This is a genomic window from Nocardia sp. NPDC005745 (genome assembly GCF_040630775.1).
GTDB lineage: Bacteria > Actinomycetota > Actinomycetes > Mycobacteriales > Mycobacteriaceae > Nocardia.
On the sequence record NZ_JBEXYF010000022.1, the window covers coordinates 1 to 26332 of the forward strand.

The following is a 26332-nucleotide window of genomic DNA, read 5'->3' on the forward strand; positions in this document are numbered from 1 at the left end:
ACTCCGACGACGACGGCGGCGGCGACCAGGGTGAGCAGCCAGGTCATGCCGGTGGCCATGGAGAACGCCGCCCGCGAACCCGCAGCGCCGCAGGCGCTGCAAATCGAACACAGCAAATTAGACAGAGCTCACTACGACAGTGTGTAGTGCATCCGGCACAATGGGCGCATGGGCAATGTCTTCGACCTGAGCACGGTGGCCAAGCGGTTTCGATTCGTCGCGGTGCTGGAGGCGATCTCCTGGTTTCTGCTGATCATCGGGATGGTGTTCAAGCGGATTCCCGAGCCGGTGCTGTGGCCGGTCAAGGTGTTCGGCATGACGCACGGCATCGTGTTCGTGCTGTTCGTGATCACCGCGATCGTTGCCGCGCGCGAGCTGGGCTGGAGTGCCAAGACGACCGTTCTCGCGCTGCTGTCGAGCATCCCGCCGTTCTGCACGGTGCTGTTCGAGGTGTGGGCGGTGCGCTCGGGGCAGTTGGGTGAGCTGAGCAACGCCGGTTCGGCCGAGTCCGGGGCACCCGCATCCGCCACGTCGTGACAAACTGGAAGTCGTGAATCGACCAGCCGCACGCCGTCCTTCGCCCGCTGTCGCCGCCGCCATGTCCGGCGCGGTCGATCTGTCCAGCCTGAAGCAGCCCGTGGCAAGCGCGGGCGGTGCGGCAGGCGGCGACCACGCGGTGTCGGAGGCGGATTTCGAGACCAAGGTCCTGCGCCGTTCCATGCAGGTGCCCGTGGTGGTCGTGCTGTATTCGCAGCGCAGTCCGGGCAGCGTCGAACTGGTGCGGACGCTGGAGCATCTGGTGGCCGCCGACGGCGGTACCTGGGACCTGGCCACGGTCGAAGCCGAGGCCAATATGCGGATCGCGCAGGCGCTGCGGGTGCAGGGCATCCCGACGGTCATCGCGATCGCGGCCGGGCAGCCGCTGGCCGATTTCGAGGGCGCGCAACCGGAGCCGCAGGTACGGCAGTGGCTGAACGCGGTGGTCGACGCGGTCGCGGGCAAGCTGGAAGGTGGCGAGCAGCCACAGGAGCCTGCCGAGGACCCGCGTTTCGCGGCGGCCGAGGCGGCGCTGGAGCAGGGTGACCTGGCCGGCGCGGAGGCCGCCTACCAAGCGATCATCGACGCCGAACCCGCGAACGAGGAGGCCAAGGGCGCGCTGCGCCAGCTCCGCTTCCTCGCCCGGGCACAGGAACTGCCGGAGTCGGCCATCGCGGATGCCGACGCCGACCCGTCGAACGTCGACGCCGCGATCCAGGCCGCCGATCTCGAGTTGTTCCAGCAGCGGCCCGAGGCGGCCTTCGATCGCCTGATCGCCGTCGTGAAGCGCACTTCCGGCGACGAGCGCACCAAGGCGCGTACCCGTCTGCTGGAGTTGTTCGAGCTCTTCGACCAGGCCGAGCCGTTCGTCGTGGCCGCGCGCCGCAAGCTGGCCGCAGCGCTGTACTGAGTTCGCCGGTCCGCCGGGTGGCCCGTGTCGCGGGCGCTGGGGCAGGTCGTCCGCTCGGAGCGGGCGGGGCGGATGCGCTGGGTCCGAATCGGCGGCGCGATCCGCTCGCTGCCCTCCCTGGGGCCCAGCCGCGAACCGCGCACTCACGTGCTCGATTACGCGGTGAGTGGGTCTGCCCCCGAGTCCGTTCGTCGCCTATCCGGCGCAGTGCCGACGCGGATGTTCATCCCGGTCGGCGGCGCAATTCGGGCGTCGCTGCGGGCCCTGCGGCCGACGCCGGTCCGGTAGGGGGATGTGGTGTCGGTCGATTCGTCGCTGGTGTGATGCGACTGCCGCGCACGTGCCATGATCGAGCATCGCAGTCGGCGGGCTCGGAGCCGCGCCCTCGGCCGTACCCGGTGTTGCCGGACGGGTGTGCCAGGGCTGGAAGTGGTGTTCGGGTTCTAGACCGGACGCAGCCAGACCGCGCTGTGCGGCGCGAGCGTCACGGCGGCCGAGGCGGGACGGTCGTGCCACGGCTCGTCGGTCGCCAGCACCTCGCCCAGGTTGCCGAGGCCGGAGCCGCCGTAGTTCTCCGCGTCGGTGTTGAGGATCTCGCGCCAGCGGCCCCGGTGGGGCAGGCCGACCCGGTACGCGTCGTGCGTCGCCCCGGAGAAGTTGTAGACGCAGGCTAGGACGGAGCCGTCGGAGCCGTAGCGCAGGAACGCCAGCACGTTGTTCGTCGCGTCGTTCGCCTCGATCCAGGCGTGGCCGCCCGGGGTGGTGTCCTGGCTCCACAGGGCGGGGTGGGCGCGGTAGACCGCGTTCAGGTCGCACACCAGCGCGGTGATGCCCTGGTGCAGCGGGTTGTCCCGTTCGTGCCAGTCCAGGCCGCGATCGTGCGACCACTCTTGGACCTGGCCGAAGTCCTGGCCCATGAACAGCAGTTGTTTACCGGGGTGGGCCCACATATAGGCCAGCAGCGATCGCACACCCGCGGCCTTGGCGAAATCGTCGCCGGGCATTCTGGTCCATAGCGTGCCTTTGCCGTGCACGACCTCGTCATGGCTGATCGGCAGCACGTAGTTCTCGCTCCATGCGTAGACCAGCGAGAAGGTGATCTCGTTGTGGTGCCAGGAGCGGTGCACCGGGTCGCGGCCGAGGAACCCGAGGGTGTCGTGCATCCAGCCCATGTTCCATTTCATGGTGAAGCCGAGACCGCCGACGTCGGTCCCGCGGGTGACGCCGGGCCAGGTGGTGGACTCCTCGGCGATCGTCACGACGCCGGGGTGGTGCCGATGCAGGGTTTCGTTGAGGTCCTGCAGGAAGTCGACGGCCTCCAGATTCTCCCGGCCGCCGTGCACGTTGGGCTCCCACTGACCTTCGGGACGCGAGTAGTCGAGGTAGAGCATGGAGGCGACCGCGTCGACGCGCAGGCCGTCGATGTGGAATTCCTCGATCCAGTACCGCGCGTTGGCGATGAGGAAGTTGCGCACCTCGTGCCTGCCGAAATCGAACACATAGGTGCCCCAGTCGAGTTGCTCGCCCCGGCGCGGGTCGGCGTGCTCGTAGAGCGGTGTGCCGTCGAAGCGGGCCAGCGCCCATTCGTCGCGCGGGAAGTGCGCCGGGACCCAGTCGAGCAGGACGCCGATATCCGCCGCGTGCATGCGGTCGACGAACGCGCGGAAGTCGTCCGGGGAGCCGAAACGCGCCGTCGGCGCGTAGTAGGAGGTGACCTGATATCCCCAGGAGCCGCCGAACGGATGCTCGGCGATGGGGAGCAACTCGATATGGGTGTATCCGGTCGCTTGCACGTACTCGGCGAGCTGCTCGGCCAGTTCGCGGTAACCGAGGCCCGGTCGCCATGAACCGAGATGCACCTCGTAGACGCTCATCGGGGCGCGGGTGGGGTCGGTGGCGGCGCGCCGCTCGAGCCACGCGCGGTCGCGCCACGCGTGGTGGCTTTCGGTGACCACTGACGCGGTCGCCGGAGGATGTTCGGTGGCGAAGGCGAGCGGGTCGGCGTGATCGACGGTCCGCCCGTCGGCGCCGTGCACGCGGTATTTGTACTTGGTGCCCGGCTCGACACCCGGGACGAAGACTTCCCAGATACCGGACGAGCCCAGCGCGCGCATCGGCGCGGTGTCACCGCTCCAGCCGTCGAAGTCGCCGAACACGGTGACGCCGCGCGCGCTCGGCGCCCACACCGCGAACGACGTGCCCGTGACCTCACCGTCGAGGGTGGTGTAGCGGCGCGGGTGCGCGCCGAGCACCTCCCACAGGCGCTCGTGACGTCCTTCGCCGATCAGATGCAGGTCGAGTTCGCCGAGTGTGGGCAGGAAGCGGTAGCCGTCGGCGCTGACGATCGTCTGACCGCCGGGATAGGTCGTCACGACGCGATAGTCCATGAGTTCCGGGTACGGCAGCACCGCGGCGAATACGCCGTGATCCAGGGACTTCAGCGCGTGATCGACGCCGCCGACCCGCACCGACACGGTCTGCGCGTGCGGGCGCAGCACCCGCACCGCCGTGCCGTCGGGATGGGTATGCGCGCCGAGCACGGTGTGCGGGTCGGGATGGGTGCCCGCGGCGAGCAGCATGAGATCGCGCCGTTTCATCGCAGGGTCCTGCGGTAGGCCAGCTCGGTGCGAGCCTGCTGGGACACCGGGGGCAGCGCGATGATGTGCGCGACGGTATGCGCGGGGTCCAACCGCACGTAATTGGTCTGGGCCCAGTGGTATTCCTCACCGCTGACCTCGTCGTACACCACCGGATGGTCGTGCCACTCGCGGCCGATCGCGGGCAGATCGAGCGAGAGCATGCCCCATTCGGCGGCGTAGGGGTTGAGATTCACCACGACCAGCACCGCGTCGCCGCCGACGGGGTCGATCTTGGAGTAGGCGAGCAGCGCGTCGTTGTCCACGTGATGGAAATGCAGGCAGCGCAGCTGTTGCAAGGCGGGGTGCGCCCGACGGATCTCGTTGAGCCGGGTGAGCCACGGCTCCAGCGATTCTCCGCGCGCGAGCGCCTCGGCGAAGGGGCGCGGCCGCAGTTCGTACTTCTCCGAGTCGAGGTACTCCTCGCTGTCGGGGCGCACCGCCTGATGCTCGAACAGCTCGAAGCCGGAGTAGACGCCCCAGGTGGGGGCGAGGGTGGCGGCCAGGACGGCGCGGATGGCGAACATCCCCGGTCCGCCGTGCTGGAGGCTCTCGTGCAGGATGTCCGGGGTGTTGACGAAGAGGTTCGGACGGGCCTCGTCGGCCTTCGCGGCCAATTCGTTGCCGAACTCGGTGAGTTCCCACTTGGCCACCCGCCAGGTGAAATACGTGTAGGACTGGCTGAACCCGCGCCGGGCGAGTCCGTAGAGCCGGGCGGGGCGGGTGAACGCCTCGGACAGGAAGATGACCTCGGGGTCGGTGCGCCACACGTTGCCGATCAGCCACTCCCAGAAATCGGCGGGCTTGGTGTGCGGGTTGTCGACGCGGAAGATCCTGACGCCGAGGTCGATCCAGTGCCGGGTTACCCGCAGCACCTCGGCGTAGAGGCCGTCGGGATCGTTGTCGAAATTGACCGGGTAGATGTCCTGGTACTTCTTCGGCGGGTTCTCCGCGTAGGCGATGGTTCCGTCGGGCAGCGTGGTGAACCACTCCGGGTGCGCCTGCACCCAGGGATGATCGGGCGCGCACTGCAAGGCGAGGTCGAGCGCCACCTCGAGGCCGAGTTCGCGGGCCGCCGCGACGAATTCGGCGAAATCGTCTTCGGTGCCCAGATCCGGATGCACGGCATCGTGACCGCCGTGCTTCGAGCCGATGGCCCACGGCGAGCCGACGTCGCCCGGCTCGGCGGTGAGCGCGTTGTTGCGGCCCTTGCGGTTGATTTCGCCGATGGGGTGGATGGGTGGCAGGTACACCACGTCGAAACCCATGGCCGCGATGCGCGGAAGCTCCTTCGCCGCCGTGGCGAAGGTGCCGTGCACGGGTTTGCCGGTGCCGTCGCGGCCGCCGGTCGAGCGTGGGAAGAACTCGTACCAGGAGCCGTAGAGCGCGCGGTGCCGCTCGACCTGGACGATGTGCTGCGGCCCCCGGGTGACCAGGTCGCGCAGCGGCGTGGCGCGCAGGATCTCGGCGACCTCCTCGGTGAAGGCCGGTGCCACCCGCGCGGGCAGTTGGTCGTCACCGCGCAGCGCCGCCGCGACCGCGCGTAAGCGCTGGAATTGCTTCTTGGGTACGGCCTGGGCAGCGCGATCGAACAGGCGGGCGCCCAATTCGAGGTCGTTGGCCAGATCGGCGGCGCTCTGCCCGACCGCCAGCTTCGCCTCGATCGCCGAGCGCCAGGTCGCGATCGGATCGCTCCAGCCTTCGATCCGGTAGGTCCACACTCCAGGAGCGTTGGGTGTGAAGGTCGCGTTGAAGACGTCGGGCTCGTAGTCCGGCGTCATGCGGATGCGGGAGGGCCGCGAGGCGCCGGGGCCGCGGACGACGAGGGTGGCGGCGACGGCGTCGTGCCCTTCGCGCCACACCACGGTGCGCACCGGGAATACCTCGCCGACCACCGCCTTGGCGGGCCGGCCGCCTGGGATGGACGGTGCAGTGTCATCGATAGCGATGCGGCCGGTCACGGGACCCAACCTACCGGTTACCGGCCTTCCGGACGGGATCGGCGAGGTTTCGCGCCCGCCCCGGCCGAGGTCGCGGCTGCTGAATCCGCATCGGCTCGCCGCGCGGTTGCCGAAGCGACCCCGGCGGTCGAGCCGGGAGCGTTGCCGGCCGCACCTCCGCATTCCGGTGGGGCGTGCGGTCGAGCCGACGAGTGCCGCCGGCGCAGCTACTGCGCTGTTCCGGTCAGCGCGCGTCGGCGGCGAGGCCGAGGCCGAGCGCGACCAGGACCGCGCCGAGTGCGCGTTCGACCCGCTGCCGGATCCCGGTGCGGCGCAACCACGCGCCCGCGCGGTCGGCGGCCAGGACCACGCCGACGCACCACGCGGTGTCGAGCACCAACTGGATCAGCGCCAGGATCACCACGGTCGGCAGCACCGGACCGTCGGACGGAAGGAATTGCGGAAGGATCGTCAATCCGAAGACGGCCGCCTTGGGATTGGCCGCGATCGACACCAGCGAGGCGCGGAAGGCGGCGGCGGGCGTGCGACCAGCGGGCAGCATCTTCGTCATCGCACTGCCGAACTCGTCGCCACCGCGCGCACCTCGCCATGCCTGCACGCCGAGCCAGATCAGCACGAGCGCGCCGATCACGTGCACCGCCGTGTTCACGGCTCGGTTCGCGACGAGCAGGACCGACAGCCCCGCCCCACCCGCCAACGTCCAGCCGAGCACGCCGATCTCGTTTCCGGCCACCGCCGCCAGGCCCGCGGTGCGACCGTCACGCACCGCGCGCTGGAGGAACAACGCGGTCGCCGGGCCCGGCAGCGCGGCGAGGAGCAGGCAGGCCGTCAGGAATTGCGGAAGAACGTCGACCCAGTGCGGCATCAGCCGATGCTGTCACCTCGGCTTCACTCGGGCCACGAATTTTCGCGCGTGCGCGCACCGTGCGGCAATTGCGAGGTGCCCGGGTGGCCGCGGCCGGAGAGCACCGCGCTGGTGGCCACCCGGGCGCTCACCTGCCTGCCGGAAGTCGCGCTTACGGCATGACCATGCAGGCGAAGCCGAGATTCATGCCGTTGCCCACCGTCATCACCGGTGAGGTCCAAGCGGGACCGGTGCCCTGCACCGCGGAGATCGTGTGTTGCCCGGTCGCGTCGGGCATCCAGACGGTGGTCGCCTGATTGCCGACCACCGGCGCGGGATTCGGGGAGAACGTGCCCGCGGCGCTGTCGGTGAACTGGACGGACTCGGACGACGGAATGTTGTCCACCGTGGCCGTTACCCGGTACTGGCAGTTGGTCCCGTAGTTCCCGAAACCGAGAGTCATTCCTTGGGCCGGGCTCGCCGTTGCCGTCGTGACCGCCGCCCCGGCGGTGGGCGCGACGAGAACGAACGCCGCCGCGAGAGCTCCGAACCCCGTGAGCGCTGCTCCAGTGCGTGACCAGCGCCGATCGCGGGCGCGATTTGGGTGTGCTGTCATCCACATCTCGATCACTCCCGTACTGATTTCGGTTGGTGCGGCCGGTTGGTCCGCACAGCTTGTGGGTTTGCCCGGCGTTCTCGGGTTCACAAGCGAGTGCGGGTCTCGATCGGGTAGCGGGAGCGGGCGCGTCGGTGCGCGTCGTGTGGCCGTTCTGTGACGGTAGAGCGCGTTACGCACGATCGGGTGGGCTGATCTCATCGCGACCTGACCGGGAAACATGCTGGTGGAAAGGTTTTCCGGGGCCTGATCACGCGGGGCGGCCGCTCCCGGCGCCGTGTAGTTTCTACCGAATGAAGGCATTGCGTCGTTTCACCGTCCGTGCCCATCTGCCCGAGCGCCTGGCGGCCCTTGGTGAGCTCGCCACGAATCTGCGCTGGTCGTGGCATCCGCCGACGCAGGACCTGTTCGCCGCGCTCGACCCGCGGCGGTGGCAGGAGATGGGGCACGATCCGGTCCGGATGCTGGGCGAGGTACCCGCGGCGCGGCTGGACGAGCTGGCCGCAGATGCCGGCTATGTCGCGCGAGTCGACGCCGCGGCGGCGGAGCTGCGCGATTATCTGGCGGCGCCGGGCTGGTTCCAGCGCCGGGCGGGGGAGGAGGGTGTGCGGGGCATCGCCTACTTCTCGATGGAGTTCGGCGTCACCGAGGTGCTGCCGAATTACTCGGGCGGCCTCGGCATCCTGGCGGGCGACCATTTGAAGGGCGCCTCCGACCTCGGCCTGCCGCTGATCGGGGTGGGATTGCTGTACCGCTCGGGTTACTTCCGGCAGTCGCTGACGACCGACGGCTGGCAGGCCGAGCACTATCCGGCGCTGGACCCGCAGGGCTTGCCGTTGCGGGCGCTCACCTCAGACGGCTCGCCGGTGCTCGTCCACGTGGCGATGCCCGACCGCAGGGTGCTGCGTGCGCGGGTGTGGATCGCCCAGGTGGGCCGGGTTCCGCTGTTGCTGCTGGACTCCGACATCGCCGAGAACGACCCGGAGTTGCGCGCGGTCACCGACCGGCTCTACGGCGGCGATCAGGAGCATCGCATCCGCCAGGAGATCCTCGCGGGCATCGGCGGTGTTCGCGCGGTGCGCGCATACACCGCGTCCGCGGGGCTGCCCGATCCCGACGTGTTCCACATGAACGAAGGCCACGCGGGTTTCCTCGGTGTGGAGCGCATCCGCGAATTCGTCGCGGCGGGGCAGGATTTCGATTCCGCACTCGCCGCCGTGCGGGCGGGCACGGTGTTCACCACGCATACACCGGTCCCGGCGGGCATCGATCGTTTCCCTATGCCGATGGTGCGGCGCTACTTCGGCGGTGCGCACGGAGAATCCGAATCCGCTCTGCTGCCCGGTCTTTCGGTGGACCGCATCGTGGCGCTCGGCCGGGAAGCCGACCCCTCCGTCTTCAATATGGCGCACATGGGTCTGCGACTGGCGCAGCGCGCCAACGGTGTCTCGAAGCTGCACGGCGCGGTGAGCCGGTCGATGTTCGCCTCGCTGTGGCCGGGTTTCGACCCGGCGGAGGTGCCGATCGGTTCGGTCACCAACGGCGTGCACGCCACCACGTGGGCCGCGCGCGAATGGGTGGACAAGGCGCGCGAGCACATCGGCGCGGAACTGCTCGAGGAGGGGCGCGGCTGGGAACGGCTGCGCGACGTCGATCTCACCGAGCTGTGGTCCACCCGTAACACCCTGCGCGGCATCCTCGTCGACGAGGTGCGCCGCAGGGTGCGCGCGTCCTGGTTGGAGCGCGGCGCCGCGGAGGCCGAACTCGGCTGGGTGAACGGGGTCTTCGACCCGAATGTGCTGACCGTCGGATTCGCCCGCCGGGTGCCGACCTACAAGCGCCTCACTCTCATGCTGCGCGACCCGCAGCGGCTGCGTGCTTTGCTGCTGGACCCGCGGCGGCCGATGCAACTGGTCGTCGCGGGCAAGAGCCACCCGGCCGATGACGGCGGCAAGGCGCTCATCCAGCAGGTGGTCCGCTTCGCCGACGATCCCGAGGTGCGGCACCGGATCGTCTTCCTGCCGGACTACGACATGTCGATGGCCCGCTACCTGTACTGGGGTTGCGACGTCTGGCTGAACAACCCGCTGCGCCCGCTGGAGGCGTGCGGCACATCCGGCATGAAATCCGCGCTGAACGGCGGGCTCAATCTGTCCATCCGGGACGGCTGGTGGGACGAGATGTACGACGGCGAGAACGGATGGTCCATTCCGACCGCGGAGGGCGTCCGGGACGAGCACCGCCGCGACGATCTGGAGGCCGCCGCGCTCTACGACCTGTTCGAGCGGGCGGTGGCGCCGCGCTTCTACGAGCGCGACGCGTCCGGGATGCCGGTGCGCTGGGTCGAGATGGTTCGCCACACTTTGCAGACCTTGGGGCCGAAGGTCCTGGCTTCCCGGATGGTGCGCGACTACGCCGTGGAGTACTACGCTCCCGCCGCCGCGGCTCATCAGCGGGCGACGGCCGACGATTTCGCCGTCGCGCGGGCCGTCGCCGAGTACCGGCACCGGGTCGAGTCGGCCTGGCCCTCGGTCAAGGTGATCCAGGTCGACAGCGCGGGGCTGCCGGACACGCCGGTCATCGGGGCGCGGCTGTCGCTGACCGCGCGGGTCGAGCTCGGCGGATTGAGCGTGCCCGACGTGGTGGTGCAGGCGGTGCTCGGCCGGGTGTCGGCGACCGACGACCTCTCCGACACCACGACGGTCCCGATGACGCACACCGGGTCCGACGCCGGCGCCGAGCTGTTCACCGTCGACACTCCGCTGCCGCTGTCCGGCGCGGTCGGCTACACCGTGCGCGTGCTGCCGCACAACGAGCTGCTGGCCTCCGACGCCGAACTCGGGTTGGTCTCCGCGCCGAGCGCCTAGTCCCGGTGGCGCCGGTCACGATGGCGCCACCGCGGGTTGCCCCAGGTAGTGAACCGTCGGTTACCGTGCCCTTGGCACGCCCCGATTCGTTCCTCGACTGGAGTCACCCATGGTCACCGATGTTCTGCACCGGACTCGAGGACGCCTCGACGGGTACTTCGGCGTCCGCTCGAACGGCTCGACCGTCAAGCGCGAACTCATGGCGGGCACGGTCACGTTCCTGGCCATGTCGTATGTCCTCGCGGTGAATCCAGCGGTGCTCGGCGATCAGGGCGCTCTGGGCGACAAGGGCATCCCGATGCAGGCGGTGTTCACCGCCACCGCCGTCGCGGCGGTGTTCGGCACGCTGGTCATGGGGCTGTGGGCCCGGTATCCGATCGCGCTCGCACCGGGTATGGGACTCAACGCGTTCTTCGCGTACACGGTGGTGCTCGAGATGGGGATTCCGTGGCAGGTGGCGCTGTCGGGCACGTTCCTGTCCGGCGTCATCTTCTTCGTCCTCGCCGTGACCAAGGTGCGCGAACGCATCCTCAACGCGATCCCGATGCAGCTGAAGCTCGCCGTCGGCGCCGGTATCGGGTTGTTCGTGGCCTTCCTCGGCCTGAAGAACGCCGGGATCGTGGTGAACAGCGAGGCGACGCTGGTCACGCTGGGCGACTTCACCAAGGGCACCACGCTGCTCGCGCTGTTCGGCCTGCTGGTGACCGTGGTGTTCCTGGTGCGGGGCTGGCACGGCGCGGTGCTCTACGGCATCGTGCTGACCACGATCGTCGGCATCGTGAGCGGCTTGGTCGATCTGCCCAAGGGCGTCTTCGCCGCGCCACAGGGGCTCGAGCACACCTTCGGTCAGGCGATCGTCCATCTGCCCGACGCGTTCACCGGCCAGATGGCCGTGGTGGTGCTGACCATGCTGTTCGTCGACTTCTTCGACGCGTCGGGCACCCTGATCGGCGTCGCGAACCAGGCGGGCCTGCTGGACGACAAGGGCAAACTGCCGCGTGCCGCGAGCGCGCTGGCGGCGGACTCGGTGGGCACCATGGCAGGCGCGGTCATCGGCACCTCGACCACGACCGCCTATGTGGAATCGACCGCGGGCGTCTCGGCGGGCGGCCGGACCGGGCTGACCGCCGTCACCACCGCGGGCTGGTTCCTCGTCGCGATGTTCTGCTATCCGATCTTCGCGGTGGTCGCGGGCTCGGGTGAGGTGACCGCGCCCGCGCTCATCGTGGTCGGCATCCTGATGGCCCGCGCGCTCGGCCAGATCGACTGGAACCGTCTCGAATACTCGGTGCCCGCGTTCGTCACCGTCGTGATGATGCCGCTGACGTACTCCATCGCCAACGGCCTTGCCATGGGCATGCTGCTGTATCCGGTGGTCATGGCGGCCAAGGGCCGGATCAAGGACGTGCACCCGGCGATGTGGGCGTTGATGCTGGTGTTCCTCGGCTACTTCTTCTTCCTCGCGGAGTAACCCTCCGCTCGCTTGCGCGCTGAACCGTCCTTCCCACCCGGACGTGGAATACACCGAAAGGTTGGGTAGTTGGCTCCTTCGTGCGAGAATCGGACCGTAGTCCGTTTATTCGCCGAGCTAACGATCGTGCCCCGAACGGCAGCACAGGGATGAGGACCAGCATGACCATGAGATCCGTACTCGACAGAACCGGCACCCGCACCGAGTTGGACGGCGTCGCCACCGACATCGGCCTGCTGATCGTGCGAGTCGTCTTCGGCGGTTTGCTCGCGGCACACGGAGCGCAGAAACTCTTCGGCTGGTGGGGCGGCCCGGGCCTGCAGGCCAATGCCGACGGCTTCGAGCAGATGGGCTACAACCCGGGCAGGGTGTTCGGCACCCTGGCGGGCCTGAGCGAACTCGGTGGTGGCCTGCTCCTGCTGCTCGGACTGCTGACGCCGCTGGCCGGTGCGATCGTGGTGGGCACGATGATCAACGCCATCAACGCCACCTGGGCCGGTGGTCTGCTGGGTGGTTACGAAATGGGTCTGCTGTTCGCGGTGGTCGGTGCTGCGCTGCCCTTCACCGGGCCCGGCAAGTTCTCGTTGGACGCCGGGCGTCCGTGGGGACGTCACGGATTCGCGTGGGGAGTCGGCGCGCTGATTCTCGCGGTCGTGACGGGCGCGCTCACGCTGATCCTGAAGTGGGCTCTCTGAATCTCCGGCACAGCCGGATCAGCGGCGCGGTGACCTCGGTCGCCGCGCCGCGGCCGATATCACATATCACACCGTCGCGGCGGCGGACAGCCGCCGCAAGGCCTTGACCACGACCTCCGGGTCGGCCGTCTCCCAGTACGGCGGCAGCGACGCGCGCAGGTAGCCGCCATAGCGGGCGGTGGCGAGGCGGGAATCGAGGATGGCGACCACGCCGCGATCGTCGACGCTGCGCAGCAGGCGTCCGGTGCCCTGCGCGAGCAGCAGAGCCGCGTGGCTGGCGGCTACCGTCATGAACCCGTTTCCGCCCCGCATCTCCACGGCACGCTGCCGGGCCGCCAGCAGCGGATCGTCCGGCCGGGGGAAGGGGATGCGGTCGAGGATCACCAGGCTCAGCGACGGTCCGGGCACGTCGACGCCCTGCCACAGCGACAGCGTGCCGAACAGCGAAGTCTCCGGGTCGTCGGCGAATTTGCGGACCAACGCGCCCGTCGAGTCGTCGCCCTGGCACAACACCGGGGTCTGCAACCGTGGGCGCAGCGCGTCGGTGGCCGCGCGGGCGGCGCGCATCGAGGAGAACAAGCCGAGGGTGCGCCCGCCCGCCGCGGTGATGAGCCGCTCGATCTCGTCCAGGTAGGCCGGTGCGAGCCCGTCGCGGCCCGGCGCGGGCAGGTGCTTGGCGACGTAGAGAATGCCGGACTTGGCGTGGTCGAACGGTGAGCCGACATCGAGCGAGCTCCAGCGCACGGTCTCGGTGTCCGCTGGCGGCTGGGCCCCGTTCGCGGTGGCCGGATCGGTGCGACTGCCCGACTGCGCGGGCAGGCCCCACGTCACCGCCAGGCCGTCGAAGGAACCGCCGATCTGCAACGTGGCGGAGGTCAGCACGACGGTCGCGGTGCCGAAGAGCCTGCTGCGCAGCAGCCCGCCCACCGACAGCGGCGCCATCCGCAGCGAGCGGCGCACCACGCCGCGGATCTCGTCGGCGGCCAGCCAGATGACGTCCCGGCGCGCGGCGGGATCGGGCTCGTCGAACGCCGTCAGCGCGCGGACCGCGCTGTCGTGCACCTCGTCCAGCGCGGCCACTGCCATGGTGCGGGCGGCGGAGGTCTCCGGATCGCCCTGCGCGGTGGTGCTACCCGGCGGCGCGAGCGCGGTGCGCGCGTTCCAGGCGGCATCGCGGATCAGGGCCAGCACCGGGGCGACGCCGTCGGGCAGGGTGTCCCACCGGGCGGCGGGCAGCTCGTCCAGCACGGTGTGCCAGGCCTCGGCGGCGCCCTCCAGGCGGTCCACCTCCCGCTCATCGATGAGCTTGGCGCAGCGCCGGGCCGCCGCGCTGATCGCGGCGGAGGCCAGTTCGGCGGTGGCCACGCCGGTGACCCGGTCGACCAGCTCGTGCGCCTCGTCGATGACCACCACGTCGTGCTCGGGCAGCACCTGGATGCCGCTGATCGCGTCGATGGCCAGCAGCGCGTGGTTGGTCACCACCACATCGGCCTGCGCCGACTCGGTCCTGGCCCGCTCGGCGAAGCAATCCTGGCCGAAGGAGCAGCGTGACTTGCCGAGGCACTCCCGCGACGACACGCTGACCTGCCGCCAGGCGCGATCGCTCACCCCGGGGGCGAGTTCGTCGCGGTCACCGGTCTCCGTGTCGGAGGTCCACTCGTTGAGCCGTTGCACTTCGCGGCCGAGGCGGGAGATCGCGAACGCGTCGAACAGCTCCGCCTCGGCGGGCTCGTCGGGAATCGCGCTGTTGATCTTGTTCAAGCACAGGTAGTTGTTGCGCCCCTTGAGGATCGCGAACTTCGGCGTGCGCCCCAGCGGCGCGCTCAGCGCGTCGGCCAGCCGGGGGAGATCGCGGTCGACCAGCTGCCGCTGCAGCGCGATCGTCGCGGTGGAGACCACCACGGTGCGGCCGGTGCGCACGGCGTGGCGCAGGCTCGGCACCAGATACGCCAGCGACTTACCGGTGCCCGTCCCGGCCTGCACCGCGAGGTGTTCCTTGGTATCGATCGCGTGGTCGACCGCGGCGGCCATCGTCGTCTGCCCGGCGCGCTCCTTGCCGCCGAGCGCCTGCACTGCGGTGGCCAAAAGGTCGGAAACGGGCGGGAGTTCGGGCACGCGAGCAGCCTACTCGTCGCCTCCGACAGGGCAGGACGGTCGCCGAGACCGGGCGGTCTACCGGTTGACGCTCCCCTCCAGGTCGACGCCCGCCCCGCGCATGCGGTCCAGCGCGGCGGCGACCGTATCGGGGGCGACACCCGCGGTGAGGTCGAGCAGGACGCGGGTGTCGAAACCCTCGATGCGCGCGTCCAGCGCGGTGGCGCGCACACAATGGTCGGTCGCGATGCCGACCACGTCGACCGCGTCGACGCCGCGCTCGCGCAGCCAGTCGGCCAGCCCGGTGCCGTCCTCGGTCGTGCCCTCGAACCCGGAGTAGGCCGCCGAGTACTCGCCCTTGGAGAAGATCGCCTGGACGTCTCCGGTGGCCAGCGCCGGGTGGAAATCGGCGCCCGGCGTGCCGACCAGGCAGTGCGGCGGCCAGGTGTCGACGTAGTCGGGCGCGTCGGAGAAGTGCGCGCCGGGATCGACGTGATAGTCCCGGGTCGCGATGATCGCGCCGTACTTCGCCGCCGTGAGGTACTCGCTGATCCGGGCCGCCACGGCGGCTCCGCCGGTGACCGCGAGTGAACCGCCCTCGCAGAAATCGTTCTGGACGTCGACGATGATCAGTGCCCGGGTCATGGTGACCTCCCGCGGTGTGCTGAATGACTGTTTCAGATTCTGCCGCGCGGTCGCACGCTCGTTCGCCCGACTCGCGGGAATTCCGCGCCTCGCGATGTAAACGCGACCACCGCCCGGGGTGATTACCGAGTGCCCCTTTCGTCGGCGGCGCGGTTCGCCGCCTTTCCGTTCGGAGACCTTCTCATGAGTCCTGCCAAACTCTTCCGCAGCGTGATCACCGGCACCACCGTGTTTCTCGCGGTCCTCTTCTTGCTGGGCTCCCGTCCCGCCGAACCGTCGGCCTGGGTGTGGTTCGGGATCACCGGCGTGGTGTTCGCGCTGCTGTTCGCCGCCGGACTGCTACTGGTCTCCCGAGTCGACCCGCGCAGGCGCTGACCTCAGGCGAAGGTGGTCACCACGGCGGGCTCACCCGCCGAGAGCTTGAGGCCCTCCCACGGCAGGCTGATCAGGCCGCGCGCGACCAGATCCCGGCTCTCGGCGAGGGTGGGCAGGTCCTCGACCTGCTCACCGCCGCGCACCAGCGGGACGAGCGGCTGCCTGGCTTCGAAGCCGTTCGCGGGCGGCACCGGTCCGGCCGCCGGGTAGACGATCTCCTCGACGATCGTTCCGGTGTCGCGGGCCAGGCGGATCACGTTCTTGGTGCCACCGCGGGATTGCTTGTGGCTGCTGCGTTTGGCGACCGGCACCCCTTCGACCTCGACCAGCTTGTAGACCATGCCCGCGGTCGGCGCGCCGGAGCCGGTGACCAGCGCGGTGCCGACGCCGTAGACGTCGACCGGCTCGGCGCGCAGCGCGGCGATGGCGTACTCGTCGAGGTCGCCGGAGACCACGATGCGGGTGTTGGTGGCCCCGAGCGCGTCGAGTTGGTCGCGCACCTGCCTGGCCAGGACGCCGAGATCGCCGGAGTCGATCCGCACGCCGCCCAGTTCGGTGCCCGCGACCTCGATGGCGGTCGCGACGCCCCGTGTGATGTCGAAGGTGTCCACCAGCAGTGTCGTCCCGACCCCGAGCGTCCGCACCTGGCTGCGGAACGCTTCGGCCTCGTGCGCCCCGTCGGGGCCGCTGTGCAGCAGGACGAACGCGTGCGCGCTGGTGCCCGCGCCCGGAATCCCGTAGCGACGCACCGCCTCCAAGTTGGAGGTGGCGTCGAAACCGGCCAGATACGCAGCGCGTGCGCAGTCCGGGGCGGCCAGCTCGTGGGCGCGCCGCGAACCCATTTCGATCATCCTGCGGCCGCCGGCGGCGCTGACCATCCGCGCGCCCGCGGCCGCGATCGCGCTGTCGTGATTGAGAATCGCCAGGATCAGCGTCTCCAGGACGACGCATTCGGCGAAGCTGCCGCGCACCGACAGGATCGGGGAGCCGGGGAAGTGCAGCTCGCCCTCGGCGTAGCCGTCGATGTCGCCGGTGAACCGGTAGTCGCGCAGCCAGTCGAGCGTGCGCCGGTCGGAGAACGAGGCGGCGACGGCCAGCTCCGCCTCGCCGAAGCGGAACTGCCGCAGCGCGTCGAGCACCCGGCCGGTACCCCCGACAACGCCATAGCGACGACCGTTCGGCAAACGCCTAGCAAACACTTCGAACGTGCACTGCCGATGCGCTGAACCATCGGCGAGCGCCGCGGCGAGCATGGTCAGTTCGTACTGGTCGGTCAGCAGCGCCGTGCTGGCGACGCCGTCACGCAGGTCCACGCTGTCACTGTAGACAGAACGGTCGGCTCACGGTGTCCGGCATCGGCTCGGTGAACTGGTGGAAACGCGAATCGGGGCTGCGTGGGTGGTGTTTATCCGGGGTCGAGTCGTACCCTTGACCGTATGGCCTTGTGCAACACAGTCCGGGGTGACGTCGTTGTGGACGCCGCGAACGCGACATTGTCGGCGGCACAGGCGACACCCGAAGCGGTCGAATACACCGAGATCCTGGAGGCGGAGGACCGCCCCTGGGTGACCGTCGTCTGGGACGACCCGGTCAATCTCATGCACTATGTGACCTACATCTTCCAGAAGCTGTTCGGCTACAGCAAAGCGAAGGCGACCGAACTGATGCTGAAGGTTCACAACGAGGGCAAGGCGGTGGTCTCGTCCGGTTCGCGGGACAAGATGGAGCACGATGTCCAGCGGCTGCACGCCGCGGGGCTCTGGGCCACCATGCAACGGGACGACTGAGCTGGACGACTACCCTGACGCCGTGCGCAAGTGGAGCAGGAAGAACTCGCTGAGCGGTCTCAAACTGCGATCCGAGATGGACGCACGTGAGGCCGATGTGCTTCGGTCGCTGGTCGGTGCGGTCTCCGGGCTGCTGAACGAGCGCGCCGAGTCCGCGCCCGACGACGACTTGGCCGCCCTCACCGGACTGCGATCCGGCAACACCATCCCGCCGGAGGATCCGCGGCTGCGCAGACTCCTCCCCGACTTCCATCGCAGCGAGCCCGGCTCGCCGGACGCCGAACGCGCCGATCTCAACAGCGCCCTGCGCGGATTGCACGAGCCCGACATCATCGACGCCAAGCTGGCGGCGGGGTCGGTCGTGCTGGACACCGTGCCGAGCGCGGGCGGCAAGATCGTCCTCACCCCCGAGCAGGCCGACGCGTGGTTGACCGCGCTCACCGACGTCCGGCTGGCGCTCGGCACGGTGCTGGATATCGACGCCGACACGCCCGACCATCTCGACCCCGACGATCCGCGCGCTCCGCACCTGGACGTGTATCACTGGCTGACCTGGATGCAGGACTCGCTGCTGCAAGCGCTGGCTCCCTGACCGGCTGTGCTGCGAAGATCGGCGCGAGGCGACCGGAAGTCCCGCGCCGTGAGGAGTAGAGATGGTGAACGCCGCACCGGGAGAACGTAATTCGATCACCGACGTGCCCGGAGTGCTGGTCGGGCACCACCACGTCCTCGACCGAGACGCGACGCTCGGCTCCGGCGCGGCGACGGGCTGCACGGTCGTGCGGGTGCCGGGCGGCGCGGTGGCGGCGGTCGACGTGCGCGGCGGCGGCCCGGGTACCCGCGAGACCGATCTACTGGATCCGATGAACACCGTTCGCCAGATCGACGCGATCCTGCTCACCGGCGGCAGCGCTTTCGGCCTCGCCGCGGCCGACGGGGTGATGCGCTGGCTGGAGGAGAACGGCGCGGGCATCGTGATGGACCCGACCGACCCGAGCCGGGTGGTGCCGATCGTCCCCGGCGCGGTGATCTTCGATCTTCCGGTCGGCGCGTGGGACATTCGCCCGACCGCGGAATTCGGTTATCGGGCCGCGGCGGCGGCGGACATCGACTTCGCCCGGGGTTCGGTCGGCGCGGGCGTCGGGGCGCGCGCGGGATCGATCAAAGGCGGGGTGGGCACCGCGAGCGTTGCGCTGGGCGAAGGCGCCGCCGCGGGAATCACCGTCGCCGCGCTGATCGTGGCGAATCCCGTCGGCTCGGTGTTCGACCCGCGTACCGGGTTGCCGTGGGGGTGCGGCACCGACGGGCCCGATTTCTTCGGGCTGCGGCCACCGAGCGCGGAGCGATTGGCGGCGGCGAACGCGCTGCCGGTGAAGGGAACCGTGCTCAACACCACGATCGGCGTCGTGGCCACGGACGCCCCGCTCGATCCGGCGGGATGCAAGCGGGTCGCGGCCACCGCGCACGACGGGCTGGCCAGGGCGATCCGTCCGGCGCATTCGCCGCTGGACGGCGACACCCTCTTCGCGATCGCCACCGGGACCGCGGAGGAGGGCACGGATCTGCCGCTGCCGCCCGCTTTCCCCGCCGATCTACTCGTCCTGGACGAGATCTGCACGGCCGCCGCGGTCTGCGTCGAACGCGCCGTCGTCGACGCGATCCGCTCGGCGCGTTCGGTGGCGGGCATCCCGGCCTACCGTGACCTGTTAGGGGTCTGAACAGGCGATGCCTCGAACCGGGGACCGGGCGATGTCGCCGGGGGAATACCCGAATATCCTGGCTCGTTGTCGACTGCGATGGGTCGGCGTTGTGGAAAGGTGTGCGACTCGTGCTGGTGATCAGGGCCGACCTCGTGGAGGCGATGGTGGCGCACGCGCGCGCCGATCACCCGGACGAGGCCTGCGGTGTGATCGCGGGGCCGGAGGGTTCGGATCGTCCCGAGCGCTTCATCGCCATGGTCAACGCCGAGCGTTCGCCCACGTTCTACCGCTTCGACTCCGGCGAGCAGTTGAAGGTGTGGCGCGCGATGGACGACGCCGACGAGACGCCGGTGGTCATCTACCACTCGCACACCGCCACCGAGGCCTATCCGAGCCGGACCGACGTGTCCTACGCCTCCGAGCCGTTCGCGCACTACGTGTTGATCTCCACCCGCGACCCCGAGCGGCACGAGCTGCGCAGCTACCGGATCGTCGACGGCGAGGTCACCGAGGAACCGGTGCGGATCGTCGACGCGTACGAGAACTAGACCGATGCCTGTTCGCGAAACCGAGGAGTACCCATGCCGGTAACCGTGTCCATTCCGACCATCATGCGCGGCCTCACCGGAGGTGAGAAGCGCGTGCAGGCCGAAGGCGCCACGCTGTCGGCGCTCATCGATGATCTCGAGGCCAACCACCCCGGGCTCGCCGAGCGCCTGCTCAAGGACGGCAAGCTCAACCGCTACGTCAACATCTACGTCGACGACGAGGATGTGCGCTTCGCCGGCGGCCTCGCGGCCGAGGTGCCGCGGGACGCCAGCGTCACGATCCTGCCCGCCGTCGCCGGAGGCTGACCCGTCCCGTGGCGCGTTACGAATCGCTGATCGCGACCCTCGGCAACACCCCGCTGGTCGGCCTGCGCACACTGTCTCCCCGATGGGACGGTGACAACCACGTGCGGCTGTGGGCCAAGCTGGAGGATCGCAACCCCACCGGCTCGATCAAGGATCGGCCCGCCCTGCGGATGATCGAGCAGGCCGAGGCCGACGGCCTGCTGCGGCCCGGGTGCACGATTCTGGAGCCAACCAGCGGCAACACCGGCATTTCGCTGGCCATGGCCGCGAAGCTCAAGGGCTACCAGCTGATCTGTGTGATGCCGGAGAACACCTCGGTGGAGCGGCGCCAGCTGCTCACCATGTTCGGGGCGCGGATCATTGATTCCCCCGCGGCGGGCGGCTCCAACCAGGCCGTGGCACTGGCCAAGCAGATCGCGGCGGAGAACCCGGACTGGGTGATGCTCTACCAGTACGGCAACCCGGCCAACGCGTCGGCGCACTACGAGACGACCGGCCCCGAGATCCTGGCCGATCTGCCCGAGATCACCCACTTCGTCGCTGGTCTGGGCACCACGGGCACGTTGATGGGGACCGGCCGCTTCCTGCGAGAAAAGGTGCCGGGCATCGAGATCGTGGCCGCCGAGCCGCGTTACGGCGAACTGGTCTACGGCCTGCGCAACATCGATGAGGGATTCATCCCGGAGTTGTACGACGAGAACGTGCTGACCAGCCGTTTCTCGGTCGGCCCGTACGACGCGGTGAAACGCACCCGCGAACTGGTGCTCGAAGAAGGCATCTTCGCCGGGATCTCCACCGGCGCCATCCTGCACGCCGCGCTCGGCGTCGCCCGTAAGGCGGCGAAGGCGGGAGCCCGCGCCGACATCGCGTTCGTGGTCGCCGACGGCGGGTGGAAGTACCTGTCGACCGGAGCGTACGACGGCACGCTCGAAGAGGCGGAAGAGCGGCTCGACGGCCAGCTCTGGGCCTGATTCCCCCGGTACCCTCGATGTGGCGGGGCCACGTCCCCGCCACGGCGAGGAGGTGGCCATGGCCGGCGCGGGACTCGGGGCGTCGTTCGACCCGGATCGGATCGCGGCGATCCGCGCGCGACTGGGTGAGCCCGTCGGTGCGCCGGGGCCGTCCGCGCCGCCGACCGGCGGCATCGGCGCGATCAAACAGTTGTGGCTGCGGGCCGGTGTGCTGATCGCCGGATTCGTGGGGGTCCTCTACGGGATCGAGGGCGTCGATACCGCCCTCGGTGGGCGGCTCGACTCCGCGGGTATCGAGCCGCGCCGTGCCGACGGGCTGACCGGCGTCCTGTTCGCCCCGTTGCTGCACCATGGCTGGCCGCACCTGATCGGCAACACGCTTCCGGTGCTGGTGCTCGGCTTCCTCGTGTTGCTGGCGGGCCTCGGGCGCGGGCTGGCCGCGACCGCGATCATCTGGCTGCTGGCGGGGCTGGGCGTCTGGCTCACCGGAGCTACCGGCAGTGTGCATCTCGGCGCGTCCTCGCTGGTATTCGGGTGGTTGACCTTCCTCATCTCCCGCGGCTGGTTCGCCCGCAACATAGGGCAGATCGTGCTCGGTCTCGTCGTGCTCGTCCTCTACGGGTCGCTGCTGTGGGGTGTGCTGCCCGGACAGTCCGGAATCTCTTGGCAGGGGCATCTATTCGGCGCGTTGAGTGGATTGCTGGCCGGCTGGGTACTCTCTGGAGATGCACGACGAAGCCGCCGCGGAGCCCGAGCCGGAATCGGCGCGGCGCCGCGGTGAGCGCGCGGCCCGCCGGAGAATGTGGGGGATCCTTTCTTGAGTGAGAAATCCGCGTGGCAGCATGGGGGAATGCGCCTTACCGTCCTCGGGTGCTCGGGCAGTGTGTCCGGCCCGGACTCTCCTGCGTCGGGTTACCTGCTGACCGGCCCGGACATGCGGCCGACGGTCATCGATTTCGGCCCGGGAGTGCTCGGCGCGTTGCAGCGTCACGCCGATCCCGGTGAGGTCGACATCTTCCTGACCCATCTGCACGCCGACCACTGCCTGGACCTGCCCGGTTTGCTGGTGTGGCGTCGTTACCATCCCACTCCGCCGGAGGGGAAGGCGATCGTGCGCGGCCCGTCGGACACCTCGGTGCGCATCGGCAACGCCTCCGCCGAGGTCGGCGGAGAATGCGACGACTGGTCCGACGTGATCGACATGCGGCCCTGGGTGGAAGGCGAGCCGATCAAGTTCGGCCCCGGCCACACCGTGACCGCGCGCCGGATGTTCCACCCTCCGGAGTCCTACGGCCTCCGGTTCGTCACCGCGAGCGGACGCACCTTCGTCTACACCGGCGACACCGCGCTGTGCCCCCAGGTCCACGAACTCGCGCAGGGCGCCGACGTCCTGATGGCGGAGGCCTCCTGGACCCACGACCCGGCGAATCGTCCCCCCGGCATTCACCTTTCGGGCACCGAGGCAGGCCAGATCGCCGCCGAGGCAGGCGTGAAGGAACTCCTGCTCACCCACATCCCCCCGTGGACCTCACGCGAGGACGTGATCGCCGAGGCGAAAGCCCAGTTCACCGGCCCCGTACACGCGGTCGCCCCGGGCGAAACCTTCGATATCTGACCGAACCCGAGTCAGGGCGGGGCAGACCAGTAGGTCTCCTCGACGCACATAACTGCCGCTGAAGGCTGTAGCTCCGCTCGGCTATGCGGCCGATACGCCCGCGTCAGGGTGTGCCCGGAGCAGCACCCCCGCTCCGATTGGGTGGCTCAGAGGGTTGCCACTGCGCGGTTGCCCCTTGGCAACGACCGTCACAACATCGCCGTGGCGTGATCGCCGAACACCGGATCACAACCGTCGTTCCCGACGCGCCCAGCGCACCTCAACTCCCGGTTTCGAGCGAAGCGAGACCGAGCATGCGAACACCCAGTGCCGAAGGCGCTGGAAAAACCAGCACAGCCATGAAGGGGCCGCGAACACGCCGCGACGAAGTCGCGGCAAATCCAACACAGTAGGCTGTGGCCGTGTCGAGACGAGCCGATGGCAGGGCGGACGATGAGCTCCGCGAGGTCCGGATCACCCGTGGTTTCACCACGCACCCAGCTGGTTCGGTGCTGGTGGAGTTCGGGCAGACGCGGGTGATGTGCACCGCGAGCGTCACCGAGGGGGTGCCGCCGTGGCGACGCGACTCCGGATTGGGCTGGCTCACCGCCGAGTACGCGATGCTGCCCGCCGCGACGCACACCCGCAGTGGGCGGGAATCGGTGAAGGGCCGCATCGGCGGACGCACCCAGGAGATCAGCCGCTTGGTCGGCCGGTCGCTGCGCGCCTGCATCGACCTCGCCGCGATCGGCGAGAACACCATCGCGATCGACTGCGATGTGCTCCAGGCCGACGGCGGTACCAGGACGGCCGCCATCACCGGCGCCTATGTGGCGCTGTCGGATGCCGTGACCTATCTCGGCGCGGCGGGCGCGCTGGCCGACCCGCAGCCGATCTCGTGCGCGATCGCCGCGGTGAGCGTCGGCGTGGTCGACGGCCGGGTGCGGCTGGATCTGCCGTACGAGGAGGATTCGCGCGCCGAGGTGGACATGAACGTCGTGGCGACCGACACCGGAACGCTGGTGGAGATCCAAGGCACCGGCGAGGGCGCCACTTTCCCACGCTCGACGCTGGACAAGCTGCTGGACGCCGCGCTGGCGGGCTGCGAGCAGTTGTTCGTCGTGCAGAAGGAGGCGCTGGCGCTGCCGTATCCCGGCGTGCTGCCGGAGCCCGCCGAGGCGAAGAAGAAGTGATGACCCGCCGTCTGCTGGTGGCCAGCCGCAACGCCAAGAAACTGAACGAACTGCGCCGCATCCTCGACGAGGCGGGTGTCGTCGGGATCGAGATCCTCGGATTGGACGACGTTCCCCCGTACGACGAGGCGCCCGAGACCGGCGCGACGTTCGAGGAGAACGCGCTGGCCAAGGCCCGCGACGGCGCCGCTGCCACCGGGTTGGCCTGTGTCGCCGACGATTCCGGCATCGAGGTGGACGCGTTGAACGGGATGCCCGGTGTGCTGTCGGCGCGTTGGTCCGGCAGGCACGGTGACGACGCGGCCAACAACGCGCTGTTGCTGGCGCAACTGTCGGACGTGCCGGACGAGCGTCGCGGCGGCCGGTTCGTGTCGACCTGCGCGCTGGTGGTGCCCGGCGGCGCGGAGACCGTGGTGCGCGGCGAATGGCGCGGCTCGATCGGGCGCAAGCCGGTCGGAGACGGCGGTTTCGGCTATGACCCGCTGTTCATCCCCGCGGGCGGCGATGTCACGGCCGCTCAGTTGACGCCAGCGCAGAAGGACGCGGTGTCGCATCGCGGGCGGGCGCTGGCTCTGTTGACGCCCGCCCTGGCGGCGCTCGCCGAAGGCTGACGCGAGCGGCGATCGGTCGGTTCAGACGCCGAAGTCCTGCTTGACCTGCTTGGCGTTGACATGCTCGACGAAGAACGACAGCAGCGGGATGGTGCCCGCGAGCAGGGTGCCGACGGTGCGCAGGGCCGGCCAGCGGACCTTGACCGCGAGGTCGGCGGTGACCAGGAGGTAGACGAAGTACACCCAGCCGTGCACGACGGCGATCCAACTGGGGGTGTGCACGTCGAAGCCGTACTTGGCGATCATCTCGCCGGTGAGCAGCAGCAGCCAGAGTCCGGTGATCCAGGCCAGCGCCCGGTAGCGCAGCAGCGCCGGACGGATCTTGGCGGCGTTGCCCGCCGGGGCCGGGACGGCGGTGGTCTCGGTGGAATTCTCGCTGGTGGTCAACCGGCGCTCCTCTCGCTGGTGTGCAGGCCTGCCGCGCGGACCTGGTCATCGATGTCGTGGGCGTGCAGCGCGGCCAGGTACCGGTTGTACTCGGCGAGCACAGGATCCTCGTCCCGGACGGCCTTCGGGCGCTCGGGTAGCAGACCGGCCGGCAGCTCTGTGGGCGCGACCGGTTTCGCGGCGCGCCCGGCTGCGGTGGAAGCGCGCCGCGCCGCCGCGGTGGACTCGTCGTCCTCCGCGCCGGCCTCGCGCTCGAGCCGGACGAACCGGAAGTACGCGAAGACGGCGAACCCCGCGAACAGGGGCCATTGCAGCGCGTATCCGAGGTTCTGGGCGGTGCCGCTCGCGGACTCGTACCGCTCCCACTGCCACCAGGCCAGCGCCAGGCAGCCCAGCGCGGCGACGATCACCAGCGCGATGAGGGCCGGGCGGTTGTGTGCCGAGCGGCGGGGAGAGGCGGACACGGCTTCTACGGTACCCGTTCTACTACGCGGGCCGTAGAGCCAGGTACAGGCACATGCAAGGACCGCTCGCCACGGATGAGCCGTTGCGAGCGAGCGGTCCGCCGGTGCCCCCGCGGCGAGCCGCCCGCCTCGCGGGTCACCGGTCCCCGGACTGTGCCCGGCTCAGAACGGGTAGATGACGCCGGTCTTGCGCTCGGACTCGGCCCACAGCCGCTGCCACAGCTCCCGGTTCTGCGACAAACGGGTGGACGGGGAGGGCCGTACCGGTCCCTGGCTTCCGAAGAGCCGGGTCGGCCCCCAGTAGATCTCGGGATCGGCGTCGGGCATGGTCGCGGCGAACAGAGTCGAGTGCGCGGCCTTGGCTGGTGAGTGTCCGATCAGACGAATGAACGGCTTCGAGACGTAATCGAGCGGCGTCTCGGTGTGGGCGAAGAGGTCGGTGGCCGAGACACCGGGGTGCACACCGTAGGAGCGCTTGTCCGAACCGGATTCCCGCAGCCTGCGCTGCAATTCGCGGGCGAACATCAGATTGCACAACTTGGATTGCGCGTAGGCGAGATTGCGCTGGTAGCGACGGTTCTCGTAGTCGAGGTCGTCGATCCACAGCTTCGGGGTCTGCTTGTGCGCGATGCTGGAGAGGGTGACCACCCGGTCCTTGATCCGGTCCAGCAGCAGGCCGGTGAGCGCGAAGTGTCCGAGGTGGTTGACGCCCCACTGGGTTTCGAACCCGTCCTTGGTCCGCGAGAACGGGATGTTCATCAGGCCAGCGTTGTTGACCAGGACGTCGAACTCGCCACCGGCGTCGGCGAACTTGCGCACCGAGGCCAGATCGGCGAGGTCGAGTTCGGCCACGCGGACGTCGCCGTCGATGCCGCCGGCGACCTCTTTCGCCTTGACCGCGTTGCGGCAGGCCATGATCACGGTCGCGCCCTTGGCCGCCAAGACCTTCGTGGCGACGGCGCCGAGACCGCCGTTCGCGCCGGTGATGACAAAGGTGCGTCCCGTCTGGTCCGGGATCTCAGTTGGTTTCCACGCCATGCGTCAACCTTACTTTGGAGTAAGTTACGGGGGAAGGGTTTCGAATCGATCGTCTCAGACGCGGATGCTCGTGTCGCGGAAC

General features: G+C 69.6%; 26 protein-coding genes and 1 pseudogene. 16 read left to right on the forward strand and 11 right to left on the reverse strand.

Features of this window, described 5'->3' with window-relative positions; translation table 11 throughout:
• Positions 1-71: pseudogene (locus tag ABZ420_RS22710) on the reverse strand (signal peptidase II); the annotation flags it as partial.
• 97 nt (positions 72-168) lie between these two features.
• Between ABZ420_RS22710 and ABZ420_RS22715 the strand changes: the two are divergent.
• On the forward strand, positions 169-537 hold the full coding sequence (locus tag ABZ420_RS22715; RefSeq protein ID WP_062971737.1) for a DUF3817 domain-containing protein: 369 nt from the start codon (positions 169-171) through the stop codon (positions 535-537).
• Between the two features lie 61 nt (positions 538-598).
• Complete coding sequence (locus ABZ420_RS22720; RefSeq protein WP_357126321.1) at positions 599-1447, forward strand: tetratricopeptide repeat protein; 849 nt, start codon at positions 599-601, stop codon at positions 1445-1447.
• A gap of 443 nt (positions 1448-1890) precedes the next feature.
• Here ABZ420_RS22720 and glgB read toward each other — a convergent pair whose 3' ends face one another.
• From glgB to ABZ420_RS22740, 4 genes are all read right to left on the reverse strand, one after another.
• A complete protein-coding gene (gene glgB, locus ABZ420_RS22725; RefSeq protein WP_357125992.1) occupies positions 1891-4044 on the reverse strand; it encodes a 1,4-alpha-glucan branching protein GlgB in 2154 nt (717 codons plus the stop codon).
• Complete coding sequence (locus ABZ420_RS22730) at positions 4041-6044, reverse strand: alpha-1,4-glucan--maltose-1-phosphate maltosyltransferase (RefSeq protein ID WP_357125995.1); 2004 nt, start codon at positions 6042-6044, stop codon at positions 4041-4043. The genes glgB and ABZ420_RS22730 overlap by 4 nt, the downstream gene beginning before the upstream one ends.
• Before the next feature lie 223 nt (positions 6045-6267).
• Positions 6268-6909 carry a LysE family translocator gene (locus tag ABZ420_RS22735; protein ID WP_357125998.1) on the reverse strand — a complete coding sequence of 214 codons (642 nt, stop codon included), beginning with the start codon at positions 6907-6909 and terminating at the stop codon, positions 6268-6270.
• 151 nt (positions 6910-7060) lie between these two features.
• Complete coding sequence (locus tag ABZ420_RS22740; RefSeq protein WP_157172668.1) at positions 7061-7504, reverse strand: hypothetical protein; 444 nt, start codon at positions 7502-7504, stop codon at positions 7061-7063.
• A gap of 293 nt (positions 7505-7797) precedes the next feature.
• On the opposite strand from ABZ420_RS22740, the gene glgP reads away from it, so the two are divergent.
• The 3 genes from glgP (at position 7798) to ABZ420_RS22755 (ending at position 12537) form a co-directional block, all read left to right on the forward strand.
• Positions 7798-10371 carry an alpha-glucan family phosphorylase gene (gene glgP / locus ABZ420_RS22745; RefSeq protein WP_357126001.1) on the forward strand — a complete coding sequence of 858 codons (2574 nt, stop codon included), beginning with the start codon at positions 7798-7800 and terminating at the stop codon, positions 10369-10371.
• A 109-nt stretch (positions 10372-10480) separates the two neighbouring features.
• Positions 10481-11842 (forward strand): NCS2 family permease, encoded by a 1362-nt coding sequence (locus ABZ420_RS22750; protein ID WP_357126005.1) that lies wholly within the window; start codon positions 10481-10483, stop codon positions 11840-11842.
• Between the two features lie 161 nt (positions 11843-12003).
• Positions 12004-12537 carry a DoxX family membrane protein gene (locus ABZ420_RS22755; RefSeq protein ID WP_357126008.1) on the forward strand — a complete coding sequence of 178 codons (534 nt, stop codon included), beginning with the start codon at positions 12004-12006 and terminating at the stop codon, positions 12535-12537.
• 66 nt (positions 12538-12603) lie between these two features.
• Here the strand turns inward: ABZ420_RS22755 and ABZ420_RS22760 are convergent, their stop codons facing one another.
• Both ABZ420_RS22760 and ABZ420_RS22765 read right to left on the reverse strand, forming a co-directional pair.
• The gene (locus ABZ420_RS22760; protein WP_357126010.1) at positions 12604-14652 is read right to left on the reverse strand and encodes an ATP-dependent DNA helicase; all 2049 of its coding nucleotides are present in this window, start codon (positions 14650-14652) and stop codon (positions 12604-12606) included.
• Positions 14653-14709: 57 nt separating this feature from the next.
• Positions 14710-15276, reverse strand: a complete 567-nt coding sequence (locus tag ABZ420_RS22765; RefSeq protein ID WP_357126013.1) for a nicotinamidase — start codon at positions 15274-15276, stop codon at positions 14710-14712.
• A gap of 183 nt (positions 15277-15459) precedes the next feature.
• On the opposite strand from ABZ420_RS22765, the gene ABZ420_RS22770 reads away from it, so the two are divergent.
• The gene (locus ABZ420_RS22770) at positions 15460-15651 is read left to right on the forward strand and encodes a hypothetical protein (RefSeq protein ID WP_357126016.1); all 192 of its coding nucleotides are present in this window, start codon (positions 15460-15462) and stop codon (positions 15649-15651) included.
• 2 nt (positions 15652-15653) lie between these two features.
• Here ABZ420_RS22770 and ABZ420_RS22775 read toward each other — a convergent pair whose 3' ends face one another.
• Positions 15654-16964, reverse strand: coding sequence for a nicotinate phosphoribosyltransferase (locus tag ABZ420_RS22775; protein WP_357126019.1), 1311 nt, complete (start codon positions 16962-16964; stop codon positions 15654-15656).
• A gap of 123 nt (positions 16965-17087) precedes the next feature.
• On the opposite strand from ABZ420_RS22775, the gene clpS reads away from it, so the two are divergent.
• The 10 genes from clpS (at position 17088) to rdgB (ending at position 24361) form a co-directional block, all read left to right on the forward strand.
• The gene (clpS, locus tag ABZ420_RS22780; RefSeq protein WP_039796380.1) at positions 17088-17438 is read left to right on the forward strand and encodes an ATP-dependent Clp protease adapter ClpS; all 351 of its coding nucleotides are present in this window, start codon (positions 17088-17090) and stop codon (positions 17436-17438) included.
• 22 nt (positions 17439-17460) lie between these two features.
• Positions 17461-18030, forward strand: coding sequence for a DUF2017 domain-containing protein (locus ABZ420_RS22785; protein WP_062971711.1), 570 nt, complete (start codon positions 17461-17463; stop codon positions 18028-18030).
• Positions 18031-18091: 61 nt separating this feature from the next.
• Entirely contained in the window at positions 18092-19156 is a 1065-nt protein-coding gene (locus ABZ420_RS22790; protein WP_357126022.1) for a P1 family peptidase, read from the forward strand.
• Positions 19157-19266: 110 nt separating this feature from the next.
• A complete protein-coding gene (locus ABZ420_RS22795) occupies positions 19267-19686 on the forward strand; it encodes a M67 family metallopeptidase (protein WP_062971793.1) in 420 nt (139 codons plus the stop codon).
• Between the two features lie 33 nt (positions 19687-19719).
• On the forward strand, positions 19720-19992 hold the full coding sequence (locus tag ABZ420_RS22800; RefSeq protein ID WP_357126025.1) for a MoaD/ThiS family protein: 273 nt from the start codon (positions 19720-19722) through the stop codon (positions 19990-19992).
• Between the two features lie 8 nt (positions 19993-20000).
• On the forward strand, positions 20001-20963 hold the full coding sequence (locus ABZ420_RS22805) for a cysteine synthase (protein ID WP_357126028.1): 963 nt from the start codon (positions 20001-20003) through the stop codon (positions 20961-20963).
• A gap of 58 nt (positions 20964-21021) precedes the next feature.
• A complete protein-coding gene (locus ABZ420_RS22810) occupies positions 21022-21744 on the forward strand; it encodes a rhomboid family intramembrane serine protease (RefSeq protein ID WP_357126031.1) in 723 nt (240 codons plus the stop codon).
• Positions 21745-21813: 69 nt separating this feature from the next.
• On the forward strand, positions 21814-22578 hold the full coding sequence (locus tag ABZ420_RS22815) for a cyclic nucleotide-degrading phosphodiesterase (protein WP_357126034.1): 765 nt from the start codon (positions 21814-21816) through the stop codon (positions 22576-22578).
• A gap of 401 nt (positions 22579-22979) precedes the next feature.
• Entirely contained in the window at positions 22980-23750 is a 771-nt protein-coding gene (gene rph, locus ABZ420_RS22820) for a ribonuclease PH (protein ID WP_357126037.1), read from the forward strand.
• Complete coding sequence (rdgB, locus tag ABZ420_RS22825) at positions 23750-24361, forward strand: RdgB/HAM1 family non-canonical purine NTP pyrophosphatase (protein ID WP_357126040.1); 612 nt, start codon at positions 23750-23752, stop codon at positions 24359-24361. Before rph ends, rdgB begins: the two co-directional genes overlap by 1 nt.
• 21 nt (positions 24362-24382) lie before the next feature.
• Here rdgB and ABZ420_RS22830 read toward each other — a convergent pair whose 3' ends face one another.
• The 3 genes from ABZ420_RS22830 to ABZ420_RS22840 form a co-directional block, all read right to left on the reverse strand.
• On the reverse strand, positions 24383-24682 hold the full coding sequence (locus ABZ420_RS22830; protein ID WP_245659928.1) for a DUF3817 domain-containing protein: 300 nt from the start codon (positions 24680-24682) through the stop codon (positions 24383-24385).
• 62 nt (positions 24683-24744) lie between these two features.
• Positions 24745-25212, reverse strand: coding sequence for a transcriptional regulator (locus ABZ420_RS22835; RefSeq protein ID WP_357126042.1), 468 nt, complete (start codon positions 25210-25212; stop codon positions 24745-24747).
• Between the two features lie 162 nt (positions 25213-25374).
• Entirely contained in the window at positions 25375-26250 is an 876-nt protein-coding gene (locus tag ABZ420_RS22840) for an oxidoreductase (RefSeq protein WP_357126045.1), read from the reverse strand.
• Between the last annotated feature and the right edge of the window lie 82 nt (positions 26251-26332).

Excerpts from the sequence above, each read along its gene's own strand:
- ABZ420_RS22715 (WP_062971737.1), top strand. The coding sequence starts at position 169 with ATGGGCAATGTCTTCGACCTGAGCACGGTGGCCAAGCGGTTTCGATTC.
- ABZ420_RS22720 (WP_357126321.1), top strand. The coding sequence starts at position 599 with ATGTCCGGCGCGGTCGATCTGTCCAGCCTGAAGCAGCCCGTGGCAAGC.
- glgB (WP_357125992.1), bottom strand. The coding sequence starts at position 4,044 with ATGAAACGGCGCGATCTCATGCTGCTCGCCGCGGGCACCCATCCCGAC.
- ABZ420_RS22735 (WP_357125998.1), bottom strand. The coding sequence starts at position 6,909 with ATGCCGCACTGGGTCGACGTTCTTCCGCAATTCCTGACGGCCTGCCTG.
- ABZ420_RS22740 (WP_157172668.1), bottom strand. The coding sequence starts at position 7,504 with ATGACAGCACACCCAAATCGCGCCCGCGATCGGCGCTGGTCACGCACT.
- glgP (WP_357126001.1), top strand. The coding sequence starts at position 7,798 with ATGAAGGCATTGCGTCGTTTCACCGTCCGTGCCCATCTGCCCGAGCGC.
- ABZ420_RS22750 (WP_357126005.1), top strand. The coding sequence starts at position 10,481 with ATGGTCACCGATGTTCTGCACCGGACTCGAGGACGCCTCGACGGGTAC.
- ABZ420_RS22755 (WP_357126008.1), top strand. The coding sequence starts at position 12,004 with ATGACCATGAGATCCGTACTCGACAGAACCGGCACCCGCACCGAGTTG.
- ABZ420_RS22765 (WP_357126013.1), bottom strand. The coding sequence starts at position 15,276 with ATGACCCGGGCACTGATCATCGTCGACGTCCAGAACGATTTCTGCGAG.
- ABZ420_RS22770 (WP_357126016.1), top strand. The coding sequence starts at position 15,460 with ATGAGTCCTGCCAAACTCTTCCGCAGCGTGATCACCGGCACCACCGTG.
- clpS (WP_039796380.1), top strand. The coding sequence starts at position 17,088 with ATGGCCTTGTGCAACACAGTCCGGGGTGACGTCGTTGTGGACGCCGCG.
- ABZ420_RS22790 (WP_357126022.1), top strand. The coding sequence starts at position 18,092 with ATGGTGAACGCCGCACCGGGAGAACGTAATTCGATCACCGACGTGCCC.
- ABZ420_RS22800 (WP_357126025.1), top strand. The coding sequence starts at position 19,720 with ATGCCGGTAACCGTGTCCATTCCGACCATCATGCGCGGCCTCACCGGA.
- ABZ420_RS22810 (WP_357126031.1), top strand. The coding sequence starts at position 21,022 with ATGGCCGGCGCGGGACTCGGGGCGTCGTTCGACCCGGATCGGATCGCG.
- ABZ420_RS22815 (WP_357126034.1), top strand. The coding sequence starts at position 21,814 with ATGCGCCTTACCGTCCTCGGGTGCTCGGGCAGTGTGTCCGGCCCGGAC.
- rdgB (WP_357126040.1), top strand. The coding sequence starts at position 23,750 with ATGACCCGCCGTCTGCTGGTGGCCAGCCGCAACGCCAAGAAACTGAAC.
- ABZ420_RS22840 (WP_357126045.1), bottom strand. The coding sequence starts at position 26,250 with ATGGCGTGGAAACCAACTGAGATCCCGGACCAGACGGGACGCACCTTT.